The organism is Modicisalibacter xianhensis (assembly GCF_900113605.1).
Taxonomy (GTDB): Bacteria; Pseudomonadota; Gammaproteobacteria; order Pseudomonadales; family Halomonadaceae; genus Modicisalibacter; species Modicisalibacter xianhensis.
The window spans coordinates 167,812-189,653 of sequence record NZ_FOPY01000008.1; the positions used below are offsets into that span (position 1 = coordinate 167,812).

At 59.7% G+C, this 21,842-nt stretch carries 18 protein-coding genes; 11 read left to right on the plus strand and 7 right to left on the minus strand.

All coding sequences use genetic code 11. The features are described 5' to 3' along the window. Window position 1 precedes the first annotated feature (1 nt). The 3 genes from ectB to gorA all read right to left on the minus strand — a co-directional run bounded on the left by ectB (window position 2) and on the right by gorA (window position 3,496). Complete coding sequence (gene ectB, locus BM194_RS11500) at window positions 2–1,267, minus strand: diaminobutyrate--2-oxoglutarate transaminase (RefSeq protein WP_092846863.1); 1,266 nt, start codon at window positions 1,265–1,267, stop codon at window positions 2–4. 75 nt (window positions 1,268–1,342) lie between these two features. Then, window positions 1,343–1,921, minus strand: coding sequence for a diaminobutyrate acetyltransferase (gene ectA, locus BM194_RS11505; protein WP_092846865.1), 579 nt, complete (start codon window positions 1,919–1,921; stop codon window positions 1,343–1,345). A 213-nt stretch (window positions 1,922–2,134) separates the two neighbouring features. Next, window positions 2,135–3,496, minus strand: a complete 1,362-nt coding sequence (gorA, locus tag BM194_RS11510; RefSeq protein ID WP_092846867.1) for a glutathione-disulfide reductase — start codon at window positions 3,494–3,496, stop codon at window positions 2,135–2,137. A 136-nt stretch (window positions 3,497–3,632) separates the two neighbouring features. Here gorA and can point away from each other — a divergent pair, with 136 nt between their 5' ends. The 9 genes from can (at window position 3,633) to BM194_RS11555 (ending at window position 13,666) form a co-directional block, all read left to right on the plus strand. Continuing rightward, window positions 3,633–4,286, plus strand: coding sequence for a carbonate dehydratase (gene can, locus BM194_RS11515; RefSeq protein ID WP_092847020.1), 654 nt, complete (start codon window positions 3,633–3,635; stop codon window positions 4,284–4,286). 213 nt (window positions 4,287–4,499) lie between these two features. Further along, on the plus strand, window positions 4,500–6,074 hold the full coding sequence (locus BM194_RS11520) for an ABC transporter substrate-binding protein (protein ID WP_092846869.1): 1,575 nt from the start codon (window positions 4,500–4,502) through the stop codon (window positions 6,072–6,074). A gap of 117 nt (window positions 6,075–6,191) precedes the next feature. After that, a complete protein-coding gene (locus tag BM194_RS11525; protein ID WP_092846871.1) occupies window positions 6,192–7,241 on the plus strand; it encodes an ABC transporter permease in 1,050 nt (349 codons plus the stop codon). After that, a complete protein-coding gene (locus tag BM194_RS11530; protein WP_092846873.1) occupies window positions 7,238–8,179 on the plus strand; it encodes an ABC transporter permease in 942 nt (313 codons plus the stop codon). Before BM194_RS11525 ends, BM194_RS11530 begins: the two co-directional genes overlap by 4 nt. Window positions 8,180–8,183: 4 nt before the next feature. Continuing rightward, window positions 8,184–9,221: an ABC transporter ATP-binding protein gene (locus tag BM194_RS11535; protein ID WP_092846875.1), complete on the plus strand. Its 1,038-nt coding sequence runs from the start codon at window positions 8,184–8,186 to the stop codon at window positions 9,219–9,221. After that, window positions 9,218–10,282 carry an ABC transporter ATP-binding protein gene (locus tag BM194_RS11540; protein WP_092846877.1) on the plus strand — a complete coding sequence of 355 codons (1,065 nt, stop codon included), beginning with the start codon at window positions 9,218–9,220 and terminating at the stop codon, window positions 10,280–10,282. The genes BM194_RS11535 and BM194_RS11540 overlap by 4 nt, the downstream gene beginning before the upstream one ends. 68 nt (window positions 10,283–10,350) lie before the next feature. Beyond that, complete coding sequence (locus BM194_RS11545; RefSeq protein WP_092846879.1) at window positions 10,351–11,262, plus strand: LysR family transcriptional regulator; 912 nt, start codon at window positions 10,351–10,353, stop codon at window positions 11,260–11,262. Beyond that, window positions 11,259–12,572 (plus strand): Xaa-Pro dipeptidase, encoded by a 1,314-nt coding sequence (gene pepQ, locus BM194_RS11550; RefSeq protein WP_092846881.1) that lies wholly within the window; start codon window positions 11,259–11,261, stop codon window positions 12,570–12,572. Before BM194_RS11545 ends, pepQ begins: the two co-directional genes overlap by 4 nt. A 71-nt stretch (window positions 12,573–12,643) precedes the next feature. Then, on the plus strand, window positions 12,644–13,666 hold the full coding sequence (locus BM194_RS11555; RefSeq protein WP_092846883.1) for a hydrolase: 1,023 nt from the start codon (window positions 12,644–12,646) through the stop codon (window positions 13,664–13,666). Here BM194_RS11555 and msrA read toward each other — a convergent pair. After that, complete coding sequence (gene msrA / locus BM194_RS11560) at window positions 13,644–14,294, minus strand: peptide-methionine (S)-S-oxide reductase MsrA (protein ID WP_092846885.1); 651 nt, start codon at window positions 14,292–14,294, stop codon at window positions 13,644–13,646. The two genes, BM194_RS11555 and msrA, sit on opposite strands and share 23 nt — an antisense overlap. 113 nt (window positions 14,295–14,407) lie before the next feature. Between msrA and BM194_RS20790 the strand changes: the two genes are divergently transcribed. Together BM194_RS20790 and BM194_RS21135 are read left to right on the plus strand one after the other, a co-directional pair. Beyond that, the gene (locus BM194_RS20790) at window positions 14,408–14,611 is read left to right on the plus strand and encodes a YchJ family metal-binding protein (RefSeq protein ID WP_218155390.1); all 204 of its coding nucleotides are present in this window, start codon (window positions 14,408–14,410) and stop codon (window positions 14,609–14,611) included. A gap of 18 nt (window positions 14,612–14,629) precedes the next feature. Continuing rightward, the gene (locus BM194_RS21135; RefSeq protein WP_218155393.1) at window positions 14,630–14,785 is read left to right on the plus strand and encodes an SEC-C metal-binding domain-containing protein; all 156 of its coding nucleotides are present in this window, start codon (window positions 14,630–14,632) and stop codon (window positions 14,783–14,785) included. Here BM194_RS21135 and tamB read toward each other — a convergent pair. The 3 genes from tamB to BM194_RS11580 all read right to left on the minus strand — a co-directional run bounded on the left by tamB (window position 14,754) and on the right by BM194_RS11580 (window position 21,609). Next, entirely contained in the window at window positions 14,754–18,845 is a 4,092-nt protein-coding gene (tamB, locus tag BM194_RS11570; protein WP_244890945.1) for an autotransporter assembly complex protein TamB, read from the minus strand. The two genes, BM194_RS21135 and tamB, sit on opposite strands and share 32 nt — an antisense overlap. Further along, window positions 18,842–20,695: an autotransporter assembly complex protein TamA gene (gene tamA, locus BM194_RS11575; RefSeq protein ID WP_340148083.1), complete on the minus strand. Its 1,854-nt coding sequence runs from the start codon at window positions 20,693–20,695 to the stop codon at window positions 18,842–18,844. The genes tamB and tamA overlap by 4 nt, the downstream gene beginning before the upstream one ends. A gap of 119 nt (window positions 20,696–20,814) precedes the next feature. Then, window positions 20,815–21,609: a hypothetical protein gene (locus tag BM194_RS11580; protein ID WP_143097590.1), complete on the minus strand. Its 795-nt coding sequence runs from the start codon at window positions 21,607–21,609 to the stop codon at window positions 20,815–20,817. Window positions 21,610–21,842: the final 233 nt, after the last annotated feature.

Below are 21,842 nucleotides of genomic sequence, written 5' to 3' on the forward strand. Positions count from 1 at the left end.
TTCAGCTCATGGCATCCTTGGCACTGGCCTCGAGGATATCCAACCCTTCGATCAGGTCTTCATCGCTGATCGTCAGCGGGCACAGGCATTTGATCACATGATCGTCATGGCCGCAGGTTTCCACGATGAGGCCATTCTTGAATGCCTTGGAAGTAATCTTGTCGGCGATATCACCCGAACCGACATCCAGGCCGCGCATCAGCCCCCGGCCACGCTCACTGGCAGGATGGCCCTTTTCGCTCAGCAAGGCAGCGATCTTCTGGAAACGGTCGGCGACGATACGCCCCTTGCGCTGCACGTCACGCTCCAGCGTGTCGTTGGTCCAATATTCACGCAATGCTGTGGCGGCCGTGGTCAATGCCAGGTTGAAGCCTCGGAACGTGCCGTTGTACTGGCCCGGTTTCCACTTGTCGAGTTCGGGTCGCATCATCACGTGGGCAAAAGGCAGGCCAAAGCCGGAAAGTGACTTGGAGTTGGTCACGATGTCAGGCTTGATATCAGCGTGTTCGAAGCTGAAGAACTTGCCGGTGCGACCACAGCCGGCCTGGATATCATCGACGATCAACAGGATATCGTTATCCTTGCAGATCTTGTCCAGGCGCTGGAGCCACTCGATGCCGGCAACATTGATGCCGCCCTCACCCTGCACGGTCTCGATGATGACCGCTGCCGGACGATCCATGCCGCCGGACTTGTCGTTGAGCAGCTTCTCGAAATAATCGAGAGTGTCGATATTCTCGCCCAGGTAGCCGTCATAAGGCATGAAATTGGCACCCTGTAGCGGGATACCGCCGGTCGCCTCGCGGAACTTGCTATTACCCGTTACCGCCAGCGCCCCCATGGTGACGCCATGGAAACCGTTGGTGAACGAGACGACGTTGTGGCGGCCCGTCACGACGCGTGCCAGGCGAATCGCCGCTTCTACGGCGTTAGTGCCCGTCGGGCCGGTCAGGTGCACCTTATAGTCCAGGCCACGCGGCTTGAGGATGACCTCTTCAAGTGTCTCCAGATAGTCGCGCTTGGCCTTGGTCCACATGTCCAGACCATGGACGATACCATCCGAGGCAATGTAATCCAGTAATGCCTGCTTGATGACAGGGTTATTGTGACCGTAATTCAGCGTACCGGCGCCGGCGAGGAAATCGATGTATTCCTTGCCATCCTCGGTGTGCAGGCGTGCACCCTTGGCTTCAGTGAAGACAACGGGAAATGACCGTGAATAAGTACGGACTTCCGATTCCATACGTTCAAGAATCTGGGTCAACATGCAACGACCTCCTGGTCGGTAATCAATAAATAGAAGAGACGAACCTGAAACGAACGTTACGCCACGCGAACCTTGTCAGATACGCGCGGGGTCGAAGGGACCGATACGCACCAGGTTTTCGGGATCGTGTTCGCCACCGAGTTGGTCGGTAGAGAAATATTCCCGGCTGTTGAGAGGAGCTTGCCAACGGTCGGCAAGCCGCTTGAAGAGTCCCCATGACGCCTGGTTATCGGGCGTAATGGTAGTTTCGAGGTGGCGAACGTTGGCCATTTCCGGACGCCGCATCACGGCTTCGACGAGGCGGCGCGCCAAACCGGTGCCGCGGGCTTTCTCGCCAACGGCTACCTGCCACAGGAAGTAAGTGTCCGGTGCATTGCGCTTGGGATAGCCCGACACGAAACCAACGATCTCGCCTTCTTCGTTGGTGGCCACGGCACAACTGTCACGGAACTGGGTCGCCAGCAGTAAATAAGCGTAGGCGGAATTGACGTCGAGCGGAGGACAGGATTTGACCAGCTCAAATATGCCCCACCCATCATCCGTCGTCGGTTTGCGGATGAACAATGGTGTATGAGCATGCCCCACTACGGCATCTGCGACACTAGGCTTAGCCAGATCGGCCGAGGGAGTGAAGGCTTGGGTCGTTGTGTTCATGGTTACCGTTCGCTGTTGCGAATTTGCGATCAACTATAACAGGCACTTAGGCATAAATCAAAAGCCAGGTTATTGTTGAGCCACATCATTATAAGTAACCGTTATGTTAGTCAGGTTTCCCCAAGTATCAGTTTAGGCCACATCTCATATTTCGCCGCACAAACGACGAGGCCGCCTTTCGGCGGCCTCGTAGGGAACCCGGGAGCGGACGAATCAGGTCCGGCTCGGGGTACGCATGGTCACGAACTCTTCCGCCCCCGTGGGGTGGATACCGACTGTGGCATCGAAATCGGCCTTGGTCAGCCCGGCGCGAACGGCAATGGCAATGCCTTGGATCACTTCGCCGGCCTCTTCGCCCACCATGTGCGCACCCAATACCCGATCACTGGCATCGTCGACGACCAGCTTCATCAGGCAGCGCTCGTCACTCCCTGACAGGGTATGCTTCATCGGCCGGAAATCGGCAGTATAGATACGTACCGCCTCGTACTGGGCGCGCGCTTCCTCTTCGCTCAACCCCACCGTGCCAATATTGGGGTGACAGAAAACTGCCGTCGCGATGTTCTGGTAGTTCAGCGGGCACGCAGGCGCATCACTGAAGTGCTGCTGAACCATGTGCATGGCCTCGGCCAGTGCCACCGGCGTCAGTTCGGGCCCGCCAGTGACATCACCCAGTGCCAGGATCGAAGGCACGGACGTTTCGTAGCGATCGTTGACCTTCAACGTGCCGTTGGGATTGAGTGCGATATCGAACTGGTCGAGCCCTAGGCCCTGAAGGTGCGGGCGACGACCGGTTGCGGCGAGAACGGCATCGACCTCGAGGGTCTCGCCATTGGTAAGCATGACCTTGAGACCGCCCTCGACCTTTTCGATGCTCTCGATCGTCGTCTCGAAGTGCAGGTTGACGCCCTTCTTGGCCATTTCGTCGCGGGTGAACTCGCGCACTTCATGATCGAAGCCACGCAGGAACAGTTCGCCGCGATAGATCAGGTGGGACTCGCTACCCAGGCCATTGAAGATGCTGGCGAACTCGACGGCGATATAGCCACCGCCCAGCACCAGGAAGCGCTTCGGAAACGTCTCGAGGTCGAAGACCTGATTGGAGTTGAGGGCATATTCATTGCCCGGAAAGTCTGGAATCCAGGGCCAGCCGCCCACGGCAACCAGGATCTTCTCGGCCCGGATCGTTTCGCCGTTTACCTCGACGGCATGTTCGTCGACGATGCGTGCACGGCCATTGATCAAATTGACGTTGGCATTCTCCAGCAAGCGGCCGTAAATGCCATTAAGGCGCTTGATTTCCTCGATCTTGTTGTCGCGTAGCGTGGCCCAGTCAAAACGTGGCGCCTCGGATAGCGTCCAGCCAAAGCCGGCGCTGTCTTCGAAGGCCTCGTGAAAGTGAGCCGCATAGGAATAGAGTTTCTTCGGGACACAGCCGACATTGACACAGGTACCGCCAAGATAACGGTCTTCGGCGACGGCAACACGTGCCCCGGTAGCCGCCGCAGTGCGTGCGGCGCGCACGCCCCCGGAACCGGCACCGATGACGAAAAGATCGTAATCGTACTCAGCCACTAGATTGCTCTCCTGTCTTTGGTTGCGGCGATGATACCAGTCATACCGCTGACTCGGGAGGGTCAGGCAGTTGACCCTGGCTTTACCGAAAGGTAAAAGTCCATGAACGACAATGCTCTATCGTGAGGCTTGCCCTGTGAATGACATCGAGAAGCTACTCGAGCAGAACCGCGCCTGGTCCGAGGCCGTCAATCAGCGTGACCCGGATTTCTTTGCCCGCCTGTCCCGGCAACAGAATCCCGACTATCTCTGGATCGGCTGTTCGGATAGCCGTGTTCCCGCGAACCAGATAATCGATCTGCCGCCCGGGGAAGTGTTCGTCCACCGCAACGTGGCCAACATTCTTCACCACAATGACATGAATGCCCTGTCTGTGGTCCAGTTCGCCGTCGACGTTCTCAAGGTCAAGCACATCATGATCGTCGGGCATTATGGCTGTGGGGGTGTGCGTGCCGCGATCACCGGCACCGAGTGCGGTATCGTCGACTACTGGCTGCACTCGATCCGTGAGCTTTACAGCCGTCATCGCCAGGAATTAGGCGACCTGCCGCTCGATGATCAGGTCGACCGCATGTGCGAGCTCAACGTCAAGAGCCAGGTAGCCACCCTGGCACAAACCAAGATCATCCAGCGCGCCTGGCTTCGCGACCAGCCCGTGTCTATCCATGGCTGGGTCTACGGGTTGAGCGATGGACGTGTCAATGATCTCGAATGTACGATCGAGGGTTTGGATCAGGTACCCCAGCTTTATCGTGTCGATCGCCTGGACCCCGTTCCGCCCAAGGATTGAGCCACTCTCCCCGTCCTTTCCTCATCGCCCTGGCTATGCCGGGGCGATTGATGTTAGGGCACTCCGCTCTACCCTCCTGCTCTAGCGTCATGCCTACTCATACGCCATACGAATGACATCACTCGGTTTTTCGATTGTTCCGCGTATCGACACTCTCTATGGTGAAGTGGGACCTTAAGGGTCATAAAACCAACAATCACTTCGGGCTAACACATGACGTTCAAGAAAACCCTGCTCGCCTCCTTGGTTGGCGCCACCCTGAGCTTGCCTCTGGCTGCCATTGCCCAGACCGATGACGTCACCCTCCGCGTCGCCTACGATGCCGATCCGGTATCACTGGATATTCACGAACAGCTCTCAGGCGGCATGCTGCAACTGTCCCACCTGACTTTCGACCCGCTGGTGCGCTGGACCCAGGACTTCGAATTCGAGCCGCGCCTGGCCACCGATTGGGAACAGGTCGATGACACAACCATGCGCATGACACTGCGTGACGGGGTCACGTTTCACAGCGGCAACCCCTTCACCGCCAAGGACGTAGTCTGGACGGTGGAGCGCCTCAAGCGCAGTCCCGACTTCAAGGCCATCTTCGACCCGGTGGCCAGCGTTACCGCCGTCGACGACCAGACAGTCGAGTTCAAGACCAAGAAGCCCTATCCGCTGCTGCTGAACCTCGCAACGTACATCTTCCCGATGGATAGCGAGTTCTATTCCGGAACGACCGGCGCCGGCAAGGACAAGAGCGAGATCGTCAAGAACGGCAACTCCTGGGCTTCCACCAATGTCTCCGGCACCGGTCCTTTCAAGGTCACCCAACGCCAGCAGGGCGTGAAGGTCGAGTTCGAGCGCTTCGAGGATTATTGGGACGAGAACTCACCCGGCAATGTCGACCATATCGTGTTGACCCCGATCAGCGAGAACGCCACACGCGTTGCCGCCCTGCTTTCAGGCGACGTCGACTTCATCGCCCCGGTGCCCCCTAACGACCTCGAGCGCGTCCGTGCCGACGAGGACGTCAAGCTGGTTACCATGTCCGGCACACGCATCATCCTGCTGCACATGAACCAGGACCGCGTCGAGGCGTTCAAGGATCCACGGGTGCGCCAGGCTTTCGCCTATGCCGTCAATCAGGAAGCGATTGCCGACCGGCTGATGAAAGGCTTCGCCACGCCGGCCGCCCAACTTTCACCGGAAGGTTACCAGGGACACAACCCGAATCTCGAACCTCGCTACGACCTCGAGAAGGCCAAGCAGTTGATGAAGGAAGCCGGCTATGAAGATGGCTTCAGCATCTCCATGATGGCGCCCAACAACCGTTACGTGAACGATGCCCAGATTGCCCAGGCCGTGGCAGCCATGCTGGCGCGCATTAACGTGAAGGTTGACCTCAAGACATTGCCAAAGGCCCAGTACTGGCCCGAGTACGATGCCCGTGCCGCCGACTTGATGCTGATCGGCTGGCATTCGGACACCGAGGATTCGGCCAACTTCTATCAGTACCTGACCGAGTGCCCCGATCCGGATACCGGCGCTGGCCAATACAATGCCGGCATGTACTGCAATCCCGAGATCGACAAGATCGTCGCCGAAGCCAACCTGGAAACGGACCGTGAAAAGCGCAGCCAGATGCTTCAGTCAGTGGAAAAGGCGCTCTACGATGATGCCGCCTTTGTCCCGCTGCACTGGCAGGACCTGGCCTGGGCAGCCCAGGATGAAGTTCAGATCGAGCCTGTGCTCAACGTCATGAATTTCCCGTATCTGGGTGATGTCGTCGTGACGCAGGAATAACTGGCCCCTAGCCGTTCACCCTGACAAGGTGAACGGCCCTCCTCCATCATCAGGAAACCCCTCGGCGACCAGCATCCTGCCGAGGGGCCTTTCGTGCCAAGACAGGACCCGCAATCCATGATTGCCTTTCTGATCAAGCGCCTGTTTCACGCCTTGTTGGTGATGTTCGTCATCAGCGTGATCAGTTTCGCCATCCAGGACAACCTGGGCGACCCGATCCAGCAGATGGTCGGCCAGTCGGTTCCCGAGAGCGAGCGTGCCGCCCTGCGCGAGGAACTCGGCCTGAACGATCCGTTCCTGGTGCAATACCTGCGCTTTGCCAAGAATGCGGTGCAGTTCGACTTCGGCTATTCGTATTTTTTCAACGAGCCGACCACCGATGTCATCCTGCGGCACTTGCCCGCCACCCTCGAGCTCGTGGCAGCCGCGACATTCCTTATCGTTACGCTATCCGTGCCCATCGGGGTCTATAGCGCCATCAAGCCGCGCTCTCCGCTGTCCCGGCTGTTCATGGGTGTGTCGATCGTCGGCATCTCGATCCCGGTTTTTCTGACCGCCATCGTGCTTATCCAGATATTCTCGATCGGCATCAGCGTCACGCCGTTTCCGGAAACCACGGGTTGGGGCAGTTGGCTCAATGGGCTGCTCTCTACCGAAGGGGGGATGCCGGCCTATGGCCGCGGCAACGACCTGACCCATGTGGTCGGCACCTGGTATACCAATTTCGCGTCCTGGGACAGCCTGACCTACCTGGTACTGCCGGCAATCTCGCTGGCCTCGATCATGCTACCGCTGTTCATCCGCCTGATCCGTGCCGAAATGCTCGAGGTGCTGCAATCGGACTACGTTAAGTTCGCCAAGGCCAAGGGCATCAGCATGCGCCGCATTTACTTCCTGCATGCACTCAAGAACACCATGCTGCCGGTCATTACCGTCGGGGGCGTGCAAATCGGTACGCTGGTCGCCTTTACCATCCTTACCGAGACGGTGTTCCAATGGCCCGGCATGGGCCTGATGTTCCTCGATGCGATCGAGCGCTCCGATATACCGCTGATCATCACCTACCTGATGGTGGTCGGCCTGATCTTCGTGATTACCAATACTCTGGTGGATCTGATCTACGGACTAGTCAACCCCACGGTCAAACTGACAGGCAAGCCCGCATGACGACGATAACAATACCCGTGCCCTCGCGCTGGGCGCGCTTCCGTGACTCGTATCTGCTGTACAGTTTCAAGCGAGACCTGATCGCCCAGGTCTGCCTGCTGGTGTTTGTGGCCATGGTTGCAGCCGCCATTCTGGCACCATGGCTCGCCCCCATGAACCCGTATGACCTGGCACAGATCGATATTCTCAGCTCTGAGCTGCCACCTTTCTGGATCGAAGGCAGCGACCCGCTGTATCTGCTCGGCACCGATGCCCAAGGGCGCGACTTGCTGTCGACCATCCTTTATGGGGCACGCGTCTCGCTGATCATCGGTTTCGGGGCGGTCATCCTGCAGGCACTGATCGGCGTCTCGTTCGGCCTGCTGGCCGGTTATCTCGGCGGGCGTGTCGATGCCTTCCTGATGCGTCTGGCAGACATCCAGTTATCATTTTCCACCCTGATGGTCGCGATCATCGTCGGGGCAGTATTCAAGGCCACCTTCGGTGGAGAGACTTTCAGCGAATACGCAGTGATTCTGCTGGTACTGATCATCGGCCTGGCCGAGTGGCCCCAGTATGCGCGCACGGTTCGCGCCTCGGTGCTCGCCGAGCGCAGCAAGGAATATGTCGACGCAGCCCGAGTGATGGGCTTTCGCGCCAAGCGCATCATGTTCCGCCATATCCTGCCCAACACGCTGTCGCCGATCTTCGTCATTTCCACCGTGCAGGTCGCCAATGCCATCATCTCGGAAGCGGCCCTGTCGTTCCTCGGACTGGGCATGCCGGAAACGCAGCCTTCCCTGGGCTCGCTGATCAAGTCCGGCTTCGATTACATCCAGTCCGGCTCATGGTGGATCACATTGATTCCCGGCACGGTGCTGGTCGTTCTGGTACTGGTGATCAACCTGCTGGGCGACTGGTTGCGCGACGTCATGAACCCGCGTCTCTACAAGGGCTGAATGCATGGCACTTCTCGAAGTCAACAATCTCGACGTGCGTTTCGCACTGCGCCAGGGCGAAGTCCGTGCCCTGCGTGACGTCAGCTTTACGCTCGACCGGGGCGAGCGCCTGGGTATCGTGGGGGAATCGGGGGCCGGCAAGTCGGTGGCTGCCTTCACCATCCTCAACCTGATCACCAAGCCGGGCTATATTGCCGGCGGCAGCATCCGCTTCGATGGCCAGGAACTGACGACCCTGAAGCCCAAGGCACTGCAGAAGATTCGTGGCAACAAGATCTCGATGATCTTCCAGGACCCGATGATGACGCTCAACCCCGTGCTGACCATCGGCGATCAGATGGTCGAGTGCCTCAAGGCACACCGCCGCATCGGCAGCCGGGAAGCACGCAACGTTGCCCTGAATAAGCTTCGCCAGGTCTACATCCCGTCCCCCGAGAAGCGGCTCGACCAGTATCCGCACGAGTTGTCGGGCGGCATGCGTCAGCGCATCATCATAGCCATCGCGTTGCTGCTCGATCCGGATATCATCGTCGCCGACGAGCCGACCACGGCGCTCGACGTGACCATCCAGGCCGAGATCATGACGTTGCTGCTCGAACTCTGCGAAAAGCACAATGTGGCATTGATCCTGATCACCCATGACCTGGGCGTGGTCAGCCAGGTCACTCAACGCACCTTGGTCATGTATGCCGGACGTGTCATCGAGCAAGGTCCGACCCGGGAAATCATCAACGATGCCCAGCATCCCTACACCCAGGGGCTGATCAACGCTCTGCCACAGATGGCGACGCCCGGCCATCGTCTCAACCAGATTCCTGGGGCCATGCCATCATTGGCCAACATACCTCCCGGCTGTGCCTTTCATCCTCGCTGCAGCTTTTCGAAGGATGACGCAGGCAACCTGCGCCGCGATTGCCGCGAACAGGTGCCTGGTTTCGTCACATCGGGCAATTGTCGCGTTGCCTGCCATATGGTGCGCGACCTGGTCGATAGCGAACCGCGCGATAATGGACGGTCCAAGACATCCCAGGAGGTTTCATGAGCCAGGCCGTTTCACAAGCCTCCGAGGCAGTTGTGCGACCCACGTCACAAACCAAGCTGGTCGAGATTCGCGGTCTCGAGAAACGCTTTTCCCTATCGGGAGACTTTCTCGATCAACTGCGCTTCGAGCGCGGCAAGCTGGTACGACGCCAGAACTATGTGCATGCCATCAATGGTGTCGACATTGACGTTCAGCGCGGCGAGGCGCTCTGCGTGGTCGGCGAGTCCGGCTGCGGCAAGTCCACCGTGGCACGCATGGTCATGGGACTGCTGTCGCCATCGGGCGGCGAGATCCATTACGACGGCCAACGCATCGATCACCTTAGCCCGCGCCAATTGCTGCCGTATCGGCGACGCATGCAAATGATCTTCCAGAATCCCTATGCCTCGCTGAACCCGCGCATGACCATTCAGCAGACGCTGGAAGAGCCGCTGCGTTTCCATCACCCCGACTGGAGCCGCGAGCGCGTCCGCCAGCAGGTCACCGAGGTGATGGAGTCGGTGGGGATCGATCCCGACTGGGGCAAGCGCTTCGGGCACGAGTTTTCCGGTGGCCAACGTCAGCGTATCGCCATTGCCCGCGCCCTGGTGGTCGATCCGGAATTCATCGTGGCTGACGAACCGATTTCGGCACTGGACGTATCGATCCAGGCGCAGGTCCTGAATCTGTTGATGGATGCCCAGCGCGATCGCCAACTGACCTATCTGTTCATCACTCATGACCTGGCCGTCGTCGAACATTTTGGCTCGCGTGTCGTGGTCATGTACCTGGGTCGGGTATGTGAAATCGCAGCAACGTCACAACTGTTCGCCAAGCCACAGCACCCCTATACCCAGGCGCTACTTTCGGCCATTCCGCGTCTGGAGGATGACCGACCCGACCATATCCGCCTGTCGGGTGAAGTGCCCACGCCGGTCAACCTGCCCTCGGGCTGCGTGTTCCATGGCCGTTGCCCACATGCCAACGAGCGTTGCCGCCAGGAAGTGCCCGAACTGATCGTGGCCGATGGCGGAACCCGTGTCGCCTGTCATGCCGTCGAGGAAGGTCGGATCACGGCATGAATCACGGTGCAAACACGATAGCGTTACCTTGTGCGACCACCGTCACACAGGGAGGCTTGGAGTAGGCGATGGAGATTCGCTGGCTGGAAGACTTCATTGCCTTGGCCAAGACGCGTCATTTCTCGCGCGCCGCCGATGCGCAGAACGTGACTCAGCCAACCTTCTCACGGCGCATCAAGCTGCTCGAGGAAGAGATGGGGCTGACGCTGGTCAACCGGCAGACCTTGCCATTGTCGCTGACCCCGGCAGGTGAGGAATTCCTGCTCCTGTGCGAGCACGTGACCGAACGAGTGCGCCTGACACGCGAACGCCTGCACCAGATTGCGGATAACCAGGCCCGGCGTATCGTCATAGCCGCACCGCAGAGCGTATTGTCCTATGTACTTCCAGACTGGCTTGCCCGACACGACTTGCAGGAGCGTGTCGAACCCTACCTGCGAGCCACCAGCTGGCTTCTGCTCGACTACTTTCACGCCCTGGAGCGTGACGAGTGCGATCTCGCCTTCTGCTACTGGCCGCAAGGGCGTTGTCCGCTGGCGCTGGATCTGTCTGCCTACGAACACCTGTGCATCGACACCGAAACACTGATCCCCGTCAGTGCCCCGGACGAAAATGGCAGGCCCCGGTATGCCCTGCCAGGCCAGCGACGCCAACCGTTACCCTACATTGCCTATCATCCGCGCGGCCTGTTGCACGCCGTGCTCGAGGCAAGACTCGCGCAGGCCTCGCAGGAAGTGCATTTGATGAAACTCAACGAGAACGTGCAGACGGCCAACATCAAGGAGCTCGTCACGCAGGGTTACGGTATCGGCTGGCTGCCGTTACGCACAGCGCAGCGCTCGCTGGCCTCTGGTGAACTCGTGCATGCTGGCGATGAACGCTGGAACGTACCTCTTGAGTTGCGTCTTTATCGTTACCGCGAACATCGGCATCCAGGCCTCGATGACCTCTGGCAGCAACTTCAGGAGACCGTGACATGAGCGATAATTGCCCGACGGCGCAGTTGAATCACCTGGACTGGTTAACAAGCGCTTACCAGAGAGTGGCCGAAGCGCAGGGCTATGAAGGGTTCCTGCTCTATAGTGGCGAGCCTCGCTGCCATCATGCCGATGACCAGGCAGCAACCTTCCGGACCTATGCACATTTCCTGCATTGGGTGCCAATGCCCGGTTTAAGCCACAGTTGGCTTTATATTCGTCCCGGCACCAAGCCGACACTGTACCTGCATGCGCCGGCCGACTTCTGGCATTTGCCCCCCGAGTTGCCAGACGCGCCATGGACCACTCGATTCGATATCCGTCCCACAGCCGAAACGGCGCCTCCCCGCCCCCCTCGTGGCCGGCTGGCAGTCCTTGGCGACGTGCCTGCCGGTATTGCCGAGCGACTGGGCGGCGAACTGAATCCCCCCCACCTGCTACGCGCACTCGATGAATTGCGGGTGAAGAAGACCCCCTATGAAGTCGACTGCATTCGTGAAGCCAATCGCCTTGCCCTGGCCGGGCACCAAGCGGCTCGCGACGCTTTCAACGCCGGCACAACGGAGCTCGACATCCAACTGGCTTTTCTGGGCGCCAGTCGGCAACGGGAGTCCGACGTTCCCTATCAGAATATCATTGGCCTCAACCGGCATGCCGGCGTTCTGCATTATCAGCACTACAACGTGCACCCACCAGCCAGTTACTCAAGCCTGCTGGTCGATGCCGGACGCAGTGTCGCCGGATATGCCGCCGACATTACCCGCACCTGGGCGGGCAACGATGCCGACCCGCAATTCAGTGCGCTGATCCACTCCATGAACGTCATGCAACAACGCCTGATCGAGGCCATTCGTCCCGGTGTATCGTTCATCGCCCTGCATCAGCACATGCATCAGGCGCTCGGCACGCTGCTGATTGAGCACGGCCTGATTCACTGTAGCGAAGAGGCTGCCGTCGAATCCGGCATTACACGTGCATTCTGTCCGCATGGACTTGGCCATCTGCTTGGCCTGCAGGTACACGATGTGGGGGGACGTATGACACCTGACGGTCAACCGCTTCCTGCACCGCAGGGCGACCCTGCGCTGCGGCTGACGCGTGAACTCGAAGCCGACATGGTCGTCACGGTGGAACCTGGCCTGTATTTCATTCCCATGCTGCTCGAGCCTCTGAGAGACAGTACTGCCGGGGCTCACATCGACTGGATGAAAGTGGATACCCTTGCCAGCCATGGGGGGATACGCATCGAAGATAACGTTCTGGTGACTAAAGAGGACCAGGAAAATTTGACGCGCGTCCAGATGACATCCTAAGTCGCCTTTTGGCTACTTGTCAGTCGGACCGGGAGCGATATGCTGATAAGGAGATTCGCAGCGAGGTCCGCATGACACGCATCGTTCCCGCAGACTTCCGGCCCGCCAAGGGGCTGAGCAACCGTCATGTCCAGACCCTGTTGCCACGTCTGCGCCCCCTGACGGCGCTCGAGCGCGATACCGAAATACTCAATCTTCCCGATGGCGATTTCGTCGAGCTAGCTTGGGCACGCCCGGCTCCCCTCCAGAATGACGCTCCAGTGTTCGTGCTGTTTCACGGACTGGAGGGAGGGTTCGACTCGCCTTACGCGAGAGATATCATGGCCTCTGCCAGCGCCTTGGGATGGCGCACGGTAATGATGCACTTTCGGGGCTGCGGTCGAGCCCCCAATCGTTTGCCCCGAGCGTATCACTCGGGGGATACCGCGGATGCCTACTGGTTCATCGCCCATCTCGCGCGGCGTTATCCCAGGGCAATCAAGGTGGCGGCAGGCGTTTCCCTGGGTGGCAACATGCTGCTCAAGCTGGTTGCCGAACAAGGCGGCGATGGCCTGGATCTGGCCGGCGCCATCGCCATCAGTGCCCCCCTCGATCTCGCTGCCTGTGCCGACGCGCTGAATCATGGTTTCTCCCGCCACTATCAGCGCTACCTGCTGAAGTCACTCAAGCTGAAGGTCATCGCCAAGATGGCTACCGAGCCTCTACCCATCGGCCTCTCCTCGTACCAACTCGGCCGGCTGGACAGTTTCTGGGCCTACGACAATGAAGTGACGGCCCCGCTGCATGGCTTCAGTTCAGCCAGTGATTACTACCGGCGCGCCTCTGCCGGTCGCCTGCTGGGGGATATCGAATTGCCAACCCTGATCCTGCACGCTGCCGACGACCCCTTCATGCCGGGCGACCTGTTCGAACGCCTGCCGAGACCCAGCGATGCCGTCCGTGTCGAGATTGCCAGCCACGGCGGCCATGTCGGCTTCATCGAGTCGCACCGCGGCCGCCTCCGATCTTGGCTGGCGCAGCGGGTATGTCATCAGTTGCAGGACTGGAGCAGTGTGCCACGCCATTTGCAGGTCATGACGAACCGACCGAGCTGAGCTGGCAAGTCACGCCGGTACCCCGCAGGCCACAGTAACCGCCGGGATTCTTGGCCAGGTATTGCTGGTGATATTCTTCAGCGTAAAAGAACGTGTCGAGCGGAGCGATCTCGGTGGTGACCTTGCCCTTGCCTGCCTCGCTCAATGCCTGCTGATAGCGATCGCGACTGGCTTCAACCTCCCGAAGCTGTTCTTCGTTGGTAGTGTAGATCGCCGAACGATACTGGCTACCGATATCGTTGCCCTGGCGCATGCCCTGGGTCGGATCGTGAGACTCCCAGAAAACTTGCAGAATACGCTCGAGAGCGATTTCAGCAGGATCATAAATCACACGTACCACTTCGGTGTGGCCGGTTCGCCCCGTGCAAGTCTCTTCGTATGACGGATTGGGGGTGAAGCCTCCGGCATACCCCACTGCCGTCACGTATACGCCTGGTAATTGCCAGAACAGGCGTTCGGCGCCCCAGAAACACCCCAGCCCCAGAACGATCTCCTCACAGCCGGGCGGGAAAGGCGGTATCATCGAGTTGCCGTTGACGAGGTGCTGGCCGGAGATTCGCATCGACTCTGCACGTCCCGGCAAGGCTTCTTCAGCCGACGGCATACGCTGTTTGTCACGTGACCACATGGAGTCGTCTCCTCTTGGTTCAGAATGATAATTCCCGATCTTGCCCCTGTGGCAGCCATGAAGCCTACGCCCAGTGCTGTCAGCCGGTACATCTTGCACCTTCTCGCGCTGTCGTGCCTGAAGCACTGATGCGCGCCCGCTTCACCGCCTTCGCGCTGGGCATGACCGAGGTGCTGCTAGCCACCTGGGCGCCCGAGACCCGGCCACCTCGACATGCCCTTGAAGGCGCACAACCTCGCTGGCTTCGGTTGGATATCGAGGCCAGCGAGGCCCAACCGCCAGAAGGATGGGTCCGTTTCCAAGCCCTGGGCCGGTAGGATGGCCGCTTCTTCACGCTGCAGGAAACCAGCCGCTTTCGCTTCGACGAAGCGGCACACCAATGGTTCTATGTCGATGGCGACGCCCAGTGGCGTTCACTACCGACCGGTCGCAATACTTCCTGCCCATGCGACAGCGGCCTCAAGGCGAAGCGTTGCTGCGCCCGAGACTGAAGGTATAGATCAGATCCACGGCCTGGGCCGCACCGGAAACCGCCTCGACATAGAGGTTCTGAAACAGCTTGTAGCGCAGCGTCAGTTGAGCGATCGGTGAGAATATTCCCACGCCATAGCTGACTTTCAGGTCGTCGAAGAGGTAGCCGCTGACGACGACCTGGCTCTCTTCCCCGCTGCCCGCAGTATCCAGACTCAAGTCCTCGACCCCGAAGACCTGTCCCAACTGGCCCACAGCGCCGCCAGTACGCGACAGCGACAGCCCGATCAAGGCCGAGGTCAGTGCGCCATCGTTGCCGGCGTCCTCCGGTGCCCGACCACGCAGCAGATAGGACAGCGCCCGGCTCTCGTCCATGGCAGGCTCGGAGAAGATGGACAGGTTGGGCTGTGAGGCTGGCCCTGTCACACGCAAGCCGGCAATCACATCATCTTCGGTGGTCTCGGGGTTGCGAATCGCCTCGAACTGCAGGCGCGGCTGCGATGCCGGTCCGCTGAACAGCACCTGGCCACGGCGAATGATCAGGTCCTGACCGAAGGCCTGGTAGCGACCGTCGATCAGGTTGACTTCGCCAAACAGTTGAACCGGGCCGTTACTCTGGCGCACCTGCAAATCGCCCTGCAATTCTGCAGCCAGACCATAAGCCTCAAGCTGCACGTCGGGCCCCAGCGACACATCGACCGCCACATCGAGACTCATGCCGGCCTCCTGCAAGGCCTGCGCCGTCGCTTCATCGGCGCCTTCCGTCGCCTCTTGAAGTGCTTGACGTGCCGCTTCACGAGCTCGCTGTTCGTCTTCGCGGGTGATAATCACCTCATCCGAGCTCGGCGCCACAGCGGAAGGAGGTGACTCTGATTTGGCCACGGTCAGCCGGGCCCAGGGTACCTGGACATCGCCGCGAATACGCAGCAACTCAGGCGTCGCCTGGATGTCCAGGTCTGGTGCGACACGCAAGCGCCCGAACTCTGGCATTTCGACCAGCAGCGGCGACTCGGTACCTTCGATCCCAAGGTCGGCCACCCATTCGCCGGGCGCTGGCCAGCGGGCCTGGCCTTGCAGTTCCAGGCGCCCCTCATCAGCAGCCACGAAGCCGTCGAGCGTGGCGTTGTCACCCAGAAGCTGGATATCCAGGCGACCGTCACGAATGGCCACAGGGATATCCTCGCCACTCACTCGCAAGTCACCCAACTGCAGATTGCCATTGAGGCGGGGATCGGTGAGCGTGCCGCCCAGACCGACTTGCCCCTCCAACGTCCCTTCCAACTGTTCCAGGCCGGTGGTCAACCGCCGATAGGGAGCCAGCCGAATATCATCCAATGTGACGCTGCCTCCCAGTCGAGCATTGCCGGTAGGATCATTGATCGTGGCATCCACCGCCAGTTCGCCGGCCCCGGCTAGCGTCAGGGTCGATTCGATATTGGCACTTGCAGGCGTAGCGTTCAGTTGTAAGGAGAGGCGCGAATCAGGGAGCGACCAGGGCTGCCCGTAGGCGTCTTCACCGCTCAATGCCAACCGGCTTTGCAGATCCGCCTGAGCCGACCAGCGCCCACCGCTGGACCAGGCCAGATTGATGCGACCATTGCTTTCCCCCTCGGCTCGCCAGGCGTCGGGAAGCGCAGCATTCACTATATCCATGGGAAAGTCGCGCAGCGCCAGGTCGACACTACCACGCTCAGCAGACGCCTGAAGCGGCTCCACGGCGCAGAGACGGCCTCCTTGCTGGCGCACCAAACAGAAAGGCTCAGCCGTGACTCGCCCTTCCGGGAGATAAACGGTAAACCCTGTCGCTTCGGCAAGTCGCAGGTCCGCCTGTTCGGTATCGACTGCCAGCGACGTCAGGCGCCCCTGATAGCGGGTGCGCTCCGCATTCAGCCCGCCTGTCATGGCCAAAGACGCCCTGGACAGCGGCATCGTCTCGGCGGCATCGACAACCAGCTCGAGCTGATGCCGGGATAGGCGGCCATCCAGATCGAGGTCGACGTGCTCGATACGTTGCCCACCCGCCTCGATGCCATAGGCATCCATCGCTACGTCGAGACGCGGATCTTCCAGGCCGGCCGTCTCGGCATCCAGGCGCAGGCGATCGAGCCGGTTCTCGGCATAGCGAAGATTGTTGCCCGACAGCGTGAGGTCCAGTTGAGGTGCCTCGAGCGTTCCCGCCACGGCAAAACGTCCTTGGGCACTTCCTCCCAGTTGGGGAAGGATCGTTCCCAGTGCCGGCGCATTCAACTCGCCATTGAAGTCCATCGTTTCGGCGAGACTGCCCTGTGCCGTCAGACGATTTTCGCCCTGACGCAGCCGCAACCGCTCCACTTGCCAGCGCATCTCGCTGTTGCCGCTGAGCTGTGCCTCCAGCGATAACGGTCGCTCCTGCAGCGTCCCCTCGATGTCGAGCTGGGGCACCGTCAATTGCCAGCCTTCCTGCGCTTCGCGCATGGCGAAATGAAGTTCGGCATCGCCGCTCAAGCGGCCCTGGACGGCGTCGGTCAGGGCATCGAGTGAAAAACGGTCCAGGTTCACGCTGGCATCGACTTCAAGCTGAGGCGACCAGCGCACGGCTCCGCGACTGATCAAGGCTACGCTGTCGGCTGAGACAGCCAGTGGGGCCCAGGCAAACCGCTGCATGTCGCCTTCGCCGGTCATCGCCAGGCTGATCTCCTCCGGTAGCTCCCCTCCGGAGACCGCGGCTGACAATGCTGTGCGGTAGCTAGCCAGATCGCCGTCGGCACGCAACGTGAGATTTTCCACGACATACGGTGCTTGAGCCTGGCTGTGGAGCTGAGTACTGTCTTCTGCTGGACTGGCGCCTGTCGCTACTTCGATAGCGGCATTGAGTCCAGCTGGCTCGACACGTGTCTTTTCGAGAGGCCATTGCACCCGATCCGCTTCGAGCAGGACATTGAACGGTAACGTTGGAGCCAGCACATCGGCCTGTGCCTGTAAAGAAGCGGCGACAGGCCCGCTTGCCTCGATACCCACCGACAGATCGCCCAGGCTGCCATCGAGCGTCAGGGATAGCGTTTCACCTGCCAGCGGCTCGCGATGCACGACGGCATTCAGTTCGGAGCTTAGAGGATAAGCGTCCTGCAGGCTTACGCGCGCACTTAGTTCGGCATCAGCATCGGAAGACGTCACAGCCAGACTGTGCAAACGAATGTCGTGACCTTCGCCTTCCAGGCTGAGCGCGAGCCTGTCGATGACATGACGCTCAGGACCATCGACAATGAAGTTATCGACGACGAGGCTGGGTACCCTGACGGTCATTGGCAGAGAGATATCAGGCAGATCGATCGGTTCGCGCTCGACAAATGACGTCGCGTCAGAGGCTTGCTGTGTCTCGCCACTGTCGTCTTGAACGCCTTGTTCTATCGGCGCGGTGACAGCGATTGCTCCGTCGATGGCATCCGCAGTCAAAAATGTTGCCTGCGCTCCGCTGTCACTATCGGATTCCCCGTTATCGGCTGCTGGCGACTCAGGCATGGCCAGGCGCTGGCCGGGCGATTCAGGCAGAACGAGCCTGCCGTCGCTCAGCCGTGTCGGTAACAAGGTGAAGGTATCGCCTGAAACTCGTGCACCCGATGTGAAGTGCTGCAAAGCAAGATAAGTGCCATCGGCCAAGCGAACGTCGACATCACGCAACTCCAGAGCGCGCAATTCGACAGGAAAGGGCACGGCGATGGAAGGCATGCCACTTCCGGTCTCTTCCTGGGGCGACGCTTCCTGCGTTGGCGAATCGGCTTCGCGAAGCTTCACGTCGACATCCGCTAGTTGCAAGGCGTCGAGACACAGCTTTCCATCAAGCAGGCAATCCTCTGCCCACGCCAAGTGCAGCCGACCGATCCGGATAGTTGCTGGTCCAGCTGTAATATCCAGCCCCTGTAGGGTCAGATCGTCAAGAGGTGCACCACTGACATCCTCGACTGAAAAGAAGCCTTGCTTCTCGCCTTGGCTCACGAGCCACGACGTACCCCACGGGGACAAGGCAAGGCCCAACAGGAACAGGACCAGCCCAACCAACCATAAGGGAAACCAGATCAGCAACCGCAGTAGAATGGTAATCAAAACTCGGGACCTATGGCGAAATGCAGACGCCACGAATCCTCCTCATTGTCGAAGGGATGAGCGATGTCAAACCGAACCGGCCCGACAGGAGACACCCAGCGGACACCCAGACCAGCCCCGGTAGCCAACTCGTCCGGCCACCACGAGTTGAACGCATTGCCCGTATCGACAAATGCAGCACCCCACCAATCGCCAGTAATCCGGCGCTGGGCTTCGAGGCTGGCAGTCAACAGGTGTTGACCACCCAGCAGCTCGCCATCCTCGTTTTCGGGCGCCAGGCTCTCGTAGCTGTAGCCCCTTACGCTCTGATCGCCGCCCGCAAAGAAGCGCAGCGACGGAGGAATCTTGTCGAAGTCATCGGTGTGCATCGCACCGATACTGGTGCGACCAACGAAGCGAGTATCCTCGCCCAGCATGCGGATCCATTGGGAATCCAGCGTGGCGCGCAAGAACGAGGCATCTGATCCCCAGATATCACTCGATGCCGCCAGGGAGAGACGCTGCCTGTCACCCCAGGATGGAAAACGCGGATTGCGTGTACGCACCCGAGCCCAACTGATCCCGGGATACATCAGCAACACCTGGTCTTCCTGATCCGCCTGGGTAAAATCCTCATATGTCGTTCGGAAATACAGCCGCTGCGTCCAGCCATTCTCGAACAGCCACCGACGTGCGACCTCGACAGAGGCCTCCAGGCTCTGGGTATCCTCGTTGTCCTCGTTCTTCAGTCCGTAGGTCAACTCGTAGCTGTCCGTCAATGGATTGGCCAGCGGAATGGTGTAAGTTCCACTGAAATACTGCTCGGGGGCAGAAAGGTAAAGTTCATGACTTAAACTGTCGCCATCTTCATTCAGCCAAGGTTGCTCCCAGGAAAACTGGGTGCGGGGGCCGACATCGGTGGCATAGCCGATCCCGACCTCGAACTGATGCCGATCGGCAGGGATCAGGTTCACGTCGACCGGCACTCGTGGTGGCCGCTCGCGTCCCAGGCGATTTGCGGCATTGACGGCACTGGCCGATAATAGGGGCGAGTCATCCAGCACGCCCCCCCCACTAGCGGTTCCGGTATCGACGGCCTCCCACCAGCCTCGATGCGCCTGGATAAGAGCGTCCGCCGGCCCTTGAAGGCGCGGGCGTACGCTGACACTTCGAAACCAGCCGGTTTCACCAAGACGCTGACTATAGACGGCCAACGAGCCAGCCAGGTAAGGATCGCCTGAATCGAAAGGCATCATGTTACGCAGCCGGCTCTCTTCTATCTGGCTGCCATCGAAACGGACATTGCCAAAGACATAACGCTCGCCGCTATCGAGTGTCAGGTAAATGCGCGCACTCTCTTCCCATGGGCGAACCTCAATGCGCCGATCAGTGAAATTGGCATCGAAATAGCCTCTTTCCACGGCCAAGGTCGAGAAACGGCCACGTAAACTCTCATAGGGCTCATGGCGTAGCGGTTCGCCTTCTTCCAGCGGCAAGTCGTCGAGCACTTGCCGAAAAGCCTCATCGTCACTGGCGTCTCCCTCGACGGAGACATCCAGTTCGGTAATGGTGACTCTTGGCCCGAGCTGAATCTGAAGTCGCGCTCGCTCGACGGGATTGTCACCGACCAAGGTGATATCTAGTTCAGGCTCGTAGTATCCATAAGCCTTGAGCGCATCGCGGGTGCGCCTGGCAACCTCGGACCTTACCCGGCCCTTCCCGTACTCCGTGGCATCGAAGGCAGCAAGATAATTGGCCACGTTCTCTGCCGCCTCCCCTTCGATACCCTGGATATCCGCCTGCAGGGCCAGGGCGGGTGAGACTGATACCCCAGCGGATAGCGACACGATCAGGAGAACTTGCCGGGACATAGGCATACGTCAGCACCGCCGTAACGTAGAGCCAATGCGCAACAGTAGATTGGGTCTGATAATTTCTTTCGGTTGCATGGTTCCTCTGATCCTTGAGTGACGTCCTGTGGCTAGAACGACTATCGCCTTGCCTGGCTATTAAGACTTTCTACGCTGGCACTCAGGACCAGCAGGCTTTGTCTGAGTTCAGTGAGCCCCGCCTGGTTGCTGCCAATGCTCGATGCCAACTGATCCAAGCGAGCCTGCTGCTGCTCATCGTTGGACTGAAGGGACGCAACGTTCGATGCCACTTCTTCCAGGCGATCTTCGAAAGTGGCAAGCTCCTGTACTTGATTTTCAAGTTCAGTATAAGCATTGTCCAGCTCTGTGACACGTGACTCAAGCCGTTGGTTCGATTCACGCATGGCTATGATGCCGGTGCGGATTTCGCTGAGCGTGTTACGCACGGACTCGAGGCCTTCCTCGGTCGTATTTTGAGCGCTTTCCACGCCTTGCATACGCTCCTGCAATGCCGTCCGGGCATCTTCCCCGCTTGTTTCAATGACGTCCAGCGACCGCTGCATTGCATCCAATGTCGCCGCCAGGGTATCTCGTTCCTCCTCGCTCGTCTCGATGCGCTGAACCAGTTCCTTGATATTAGACGCATCGGCACTGCTATTTTCCAATTTTTGCACGGCAGATTGCAGCCCGACCTGTCGCTCCTGCAAGTTGCGCTGGGCCGATCCCAGTGCCTCGAGCTTTTCCCCCACTCCGGTGATCTCGTACCGGTCATCCAGGCTATCGAAGCGTGCATGAAGATTGGACAGCTGACCTTGCAATTCGCGCTGCTTGGCCTGCCAGCCCTGCCGATCCTGCCAGTAGACACCGGCAATGGCCGCAAGGCCGGCCAGTAGCAGCAGGACCAGGATCCACAAGGGCCATGTACGTGCCGATGACCCCGTTACGCCACGATGATGACGCTCTGCCAGTTCATCACTGGGGTCCGGTACGATTGGTGTGTTCAAGCGCGGCTCATCCGAGCGTTCCACCATGTCGACTTCCTCTCTTTTCCCTGGCACAGCGAAGCGGGCGGTGCCGCAATCTCTCCGAAAATTGCTTTTCAGAACGGGTGAGCATACCCCAAGCTGATGAGCCCTCACGACACCGC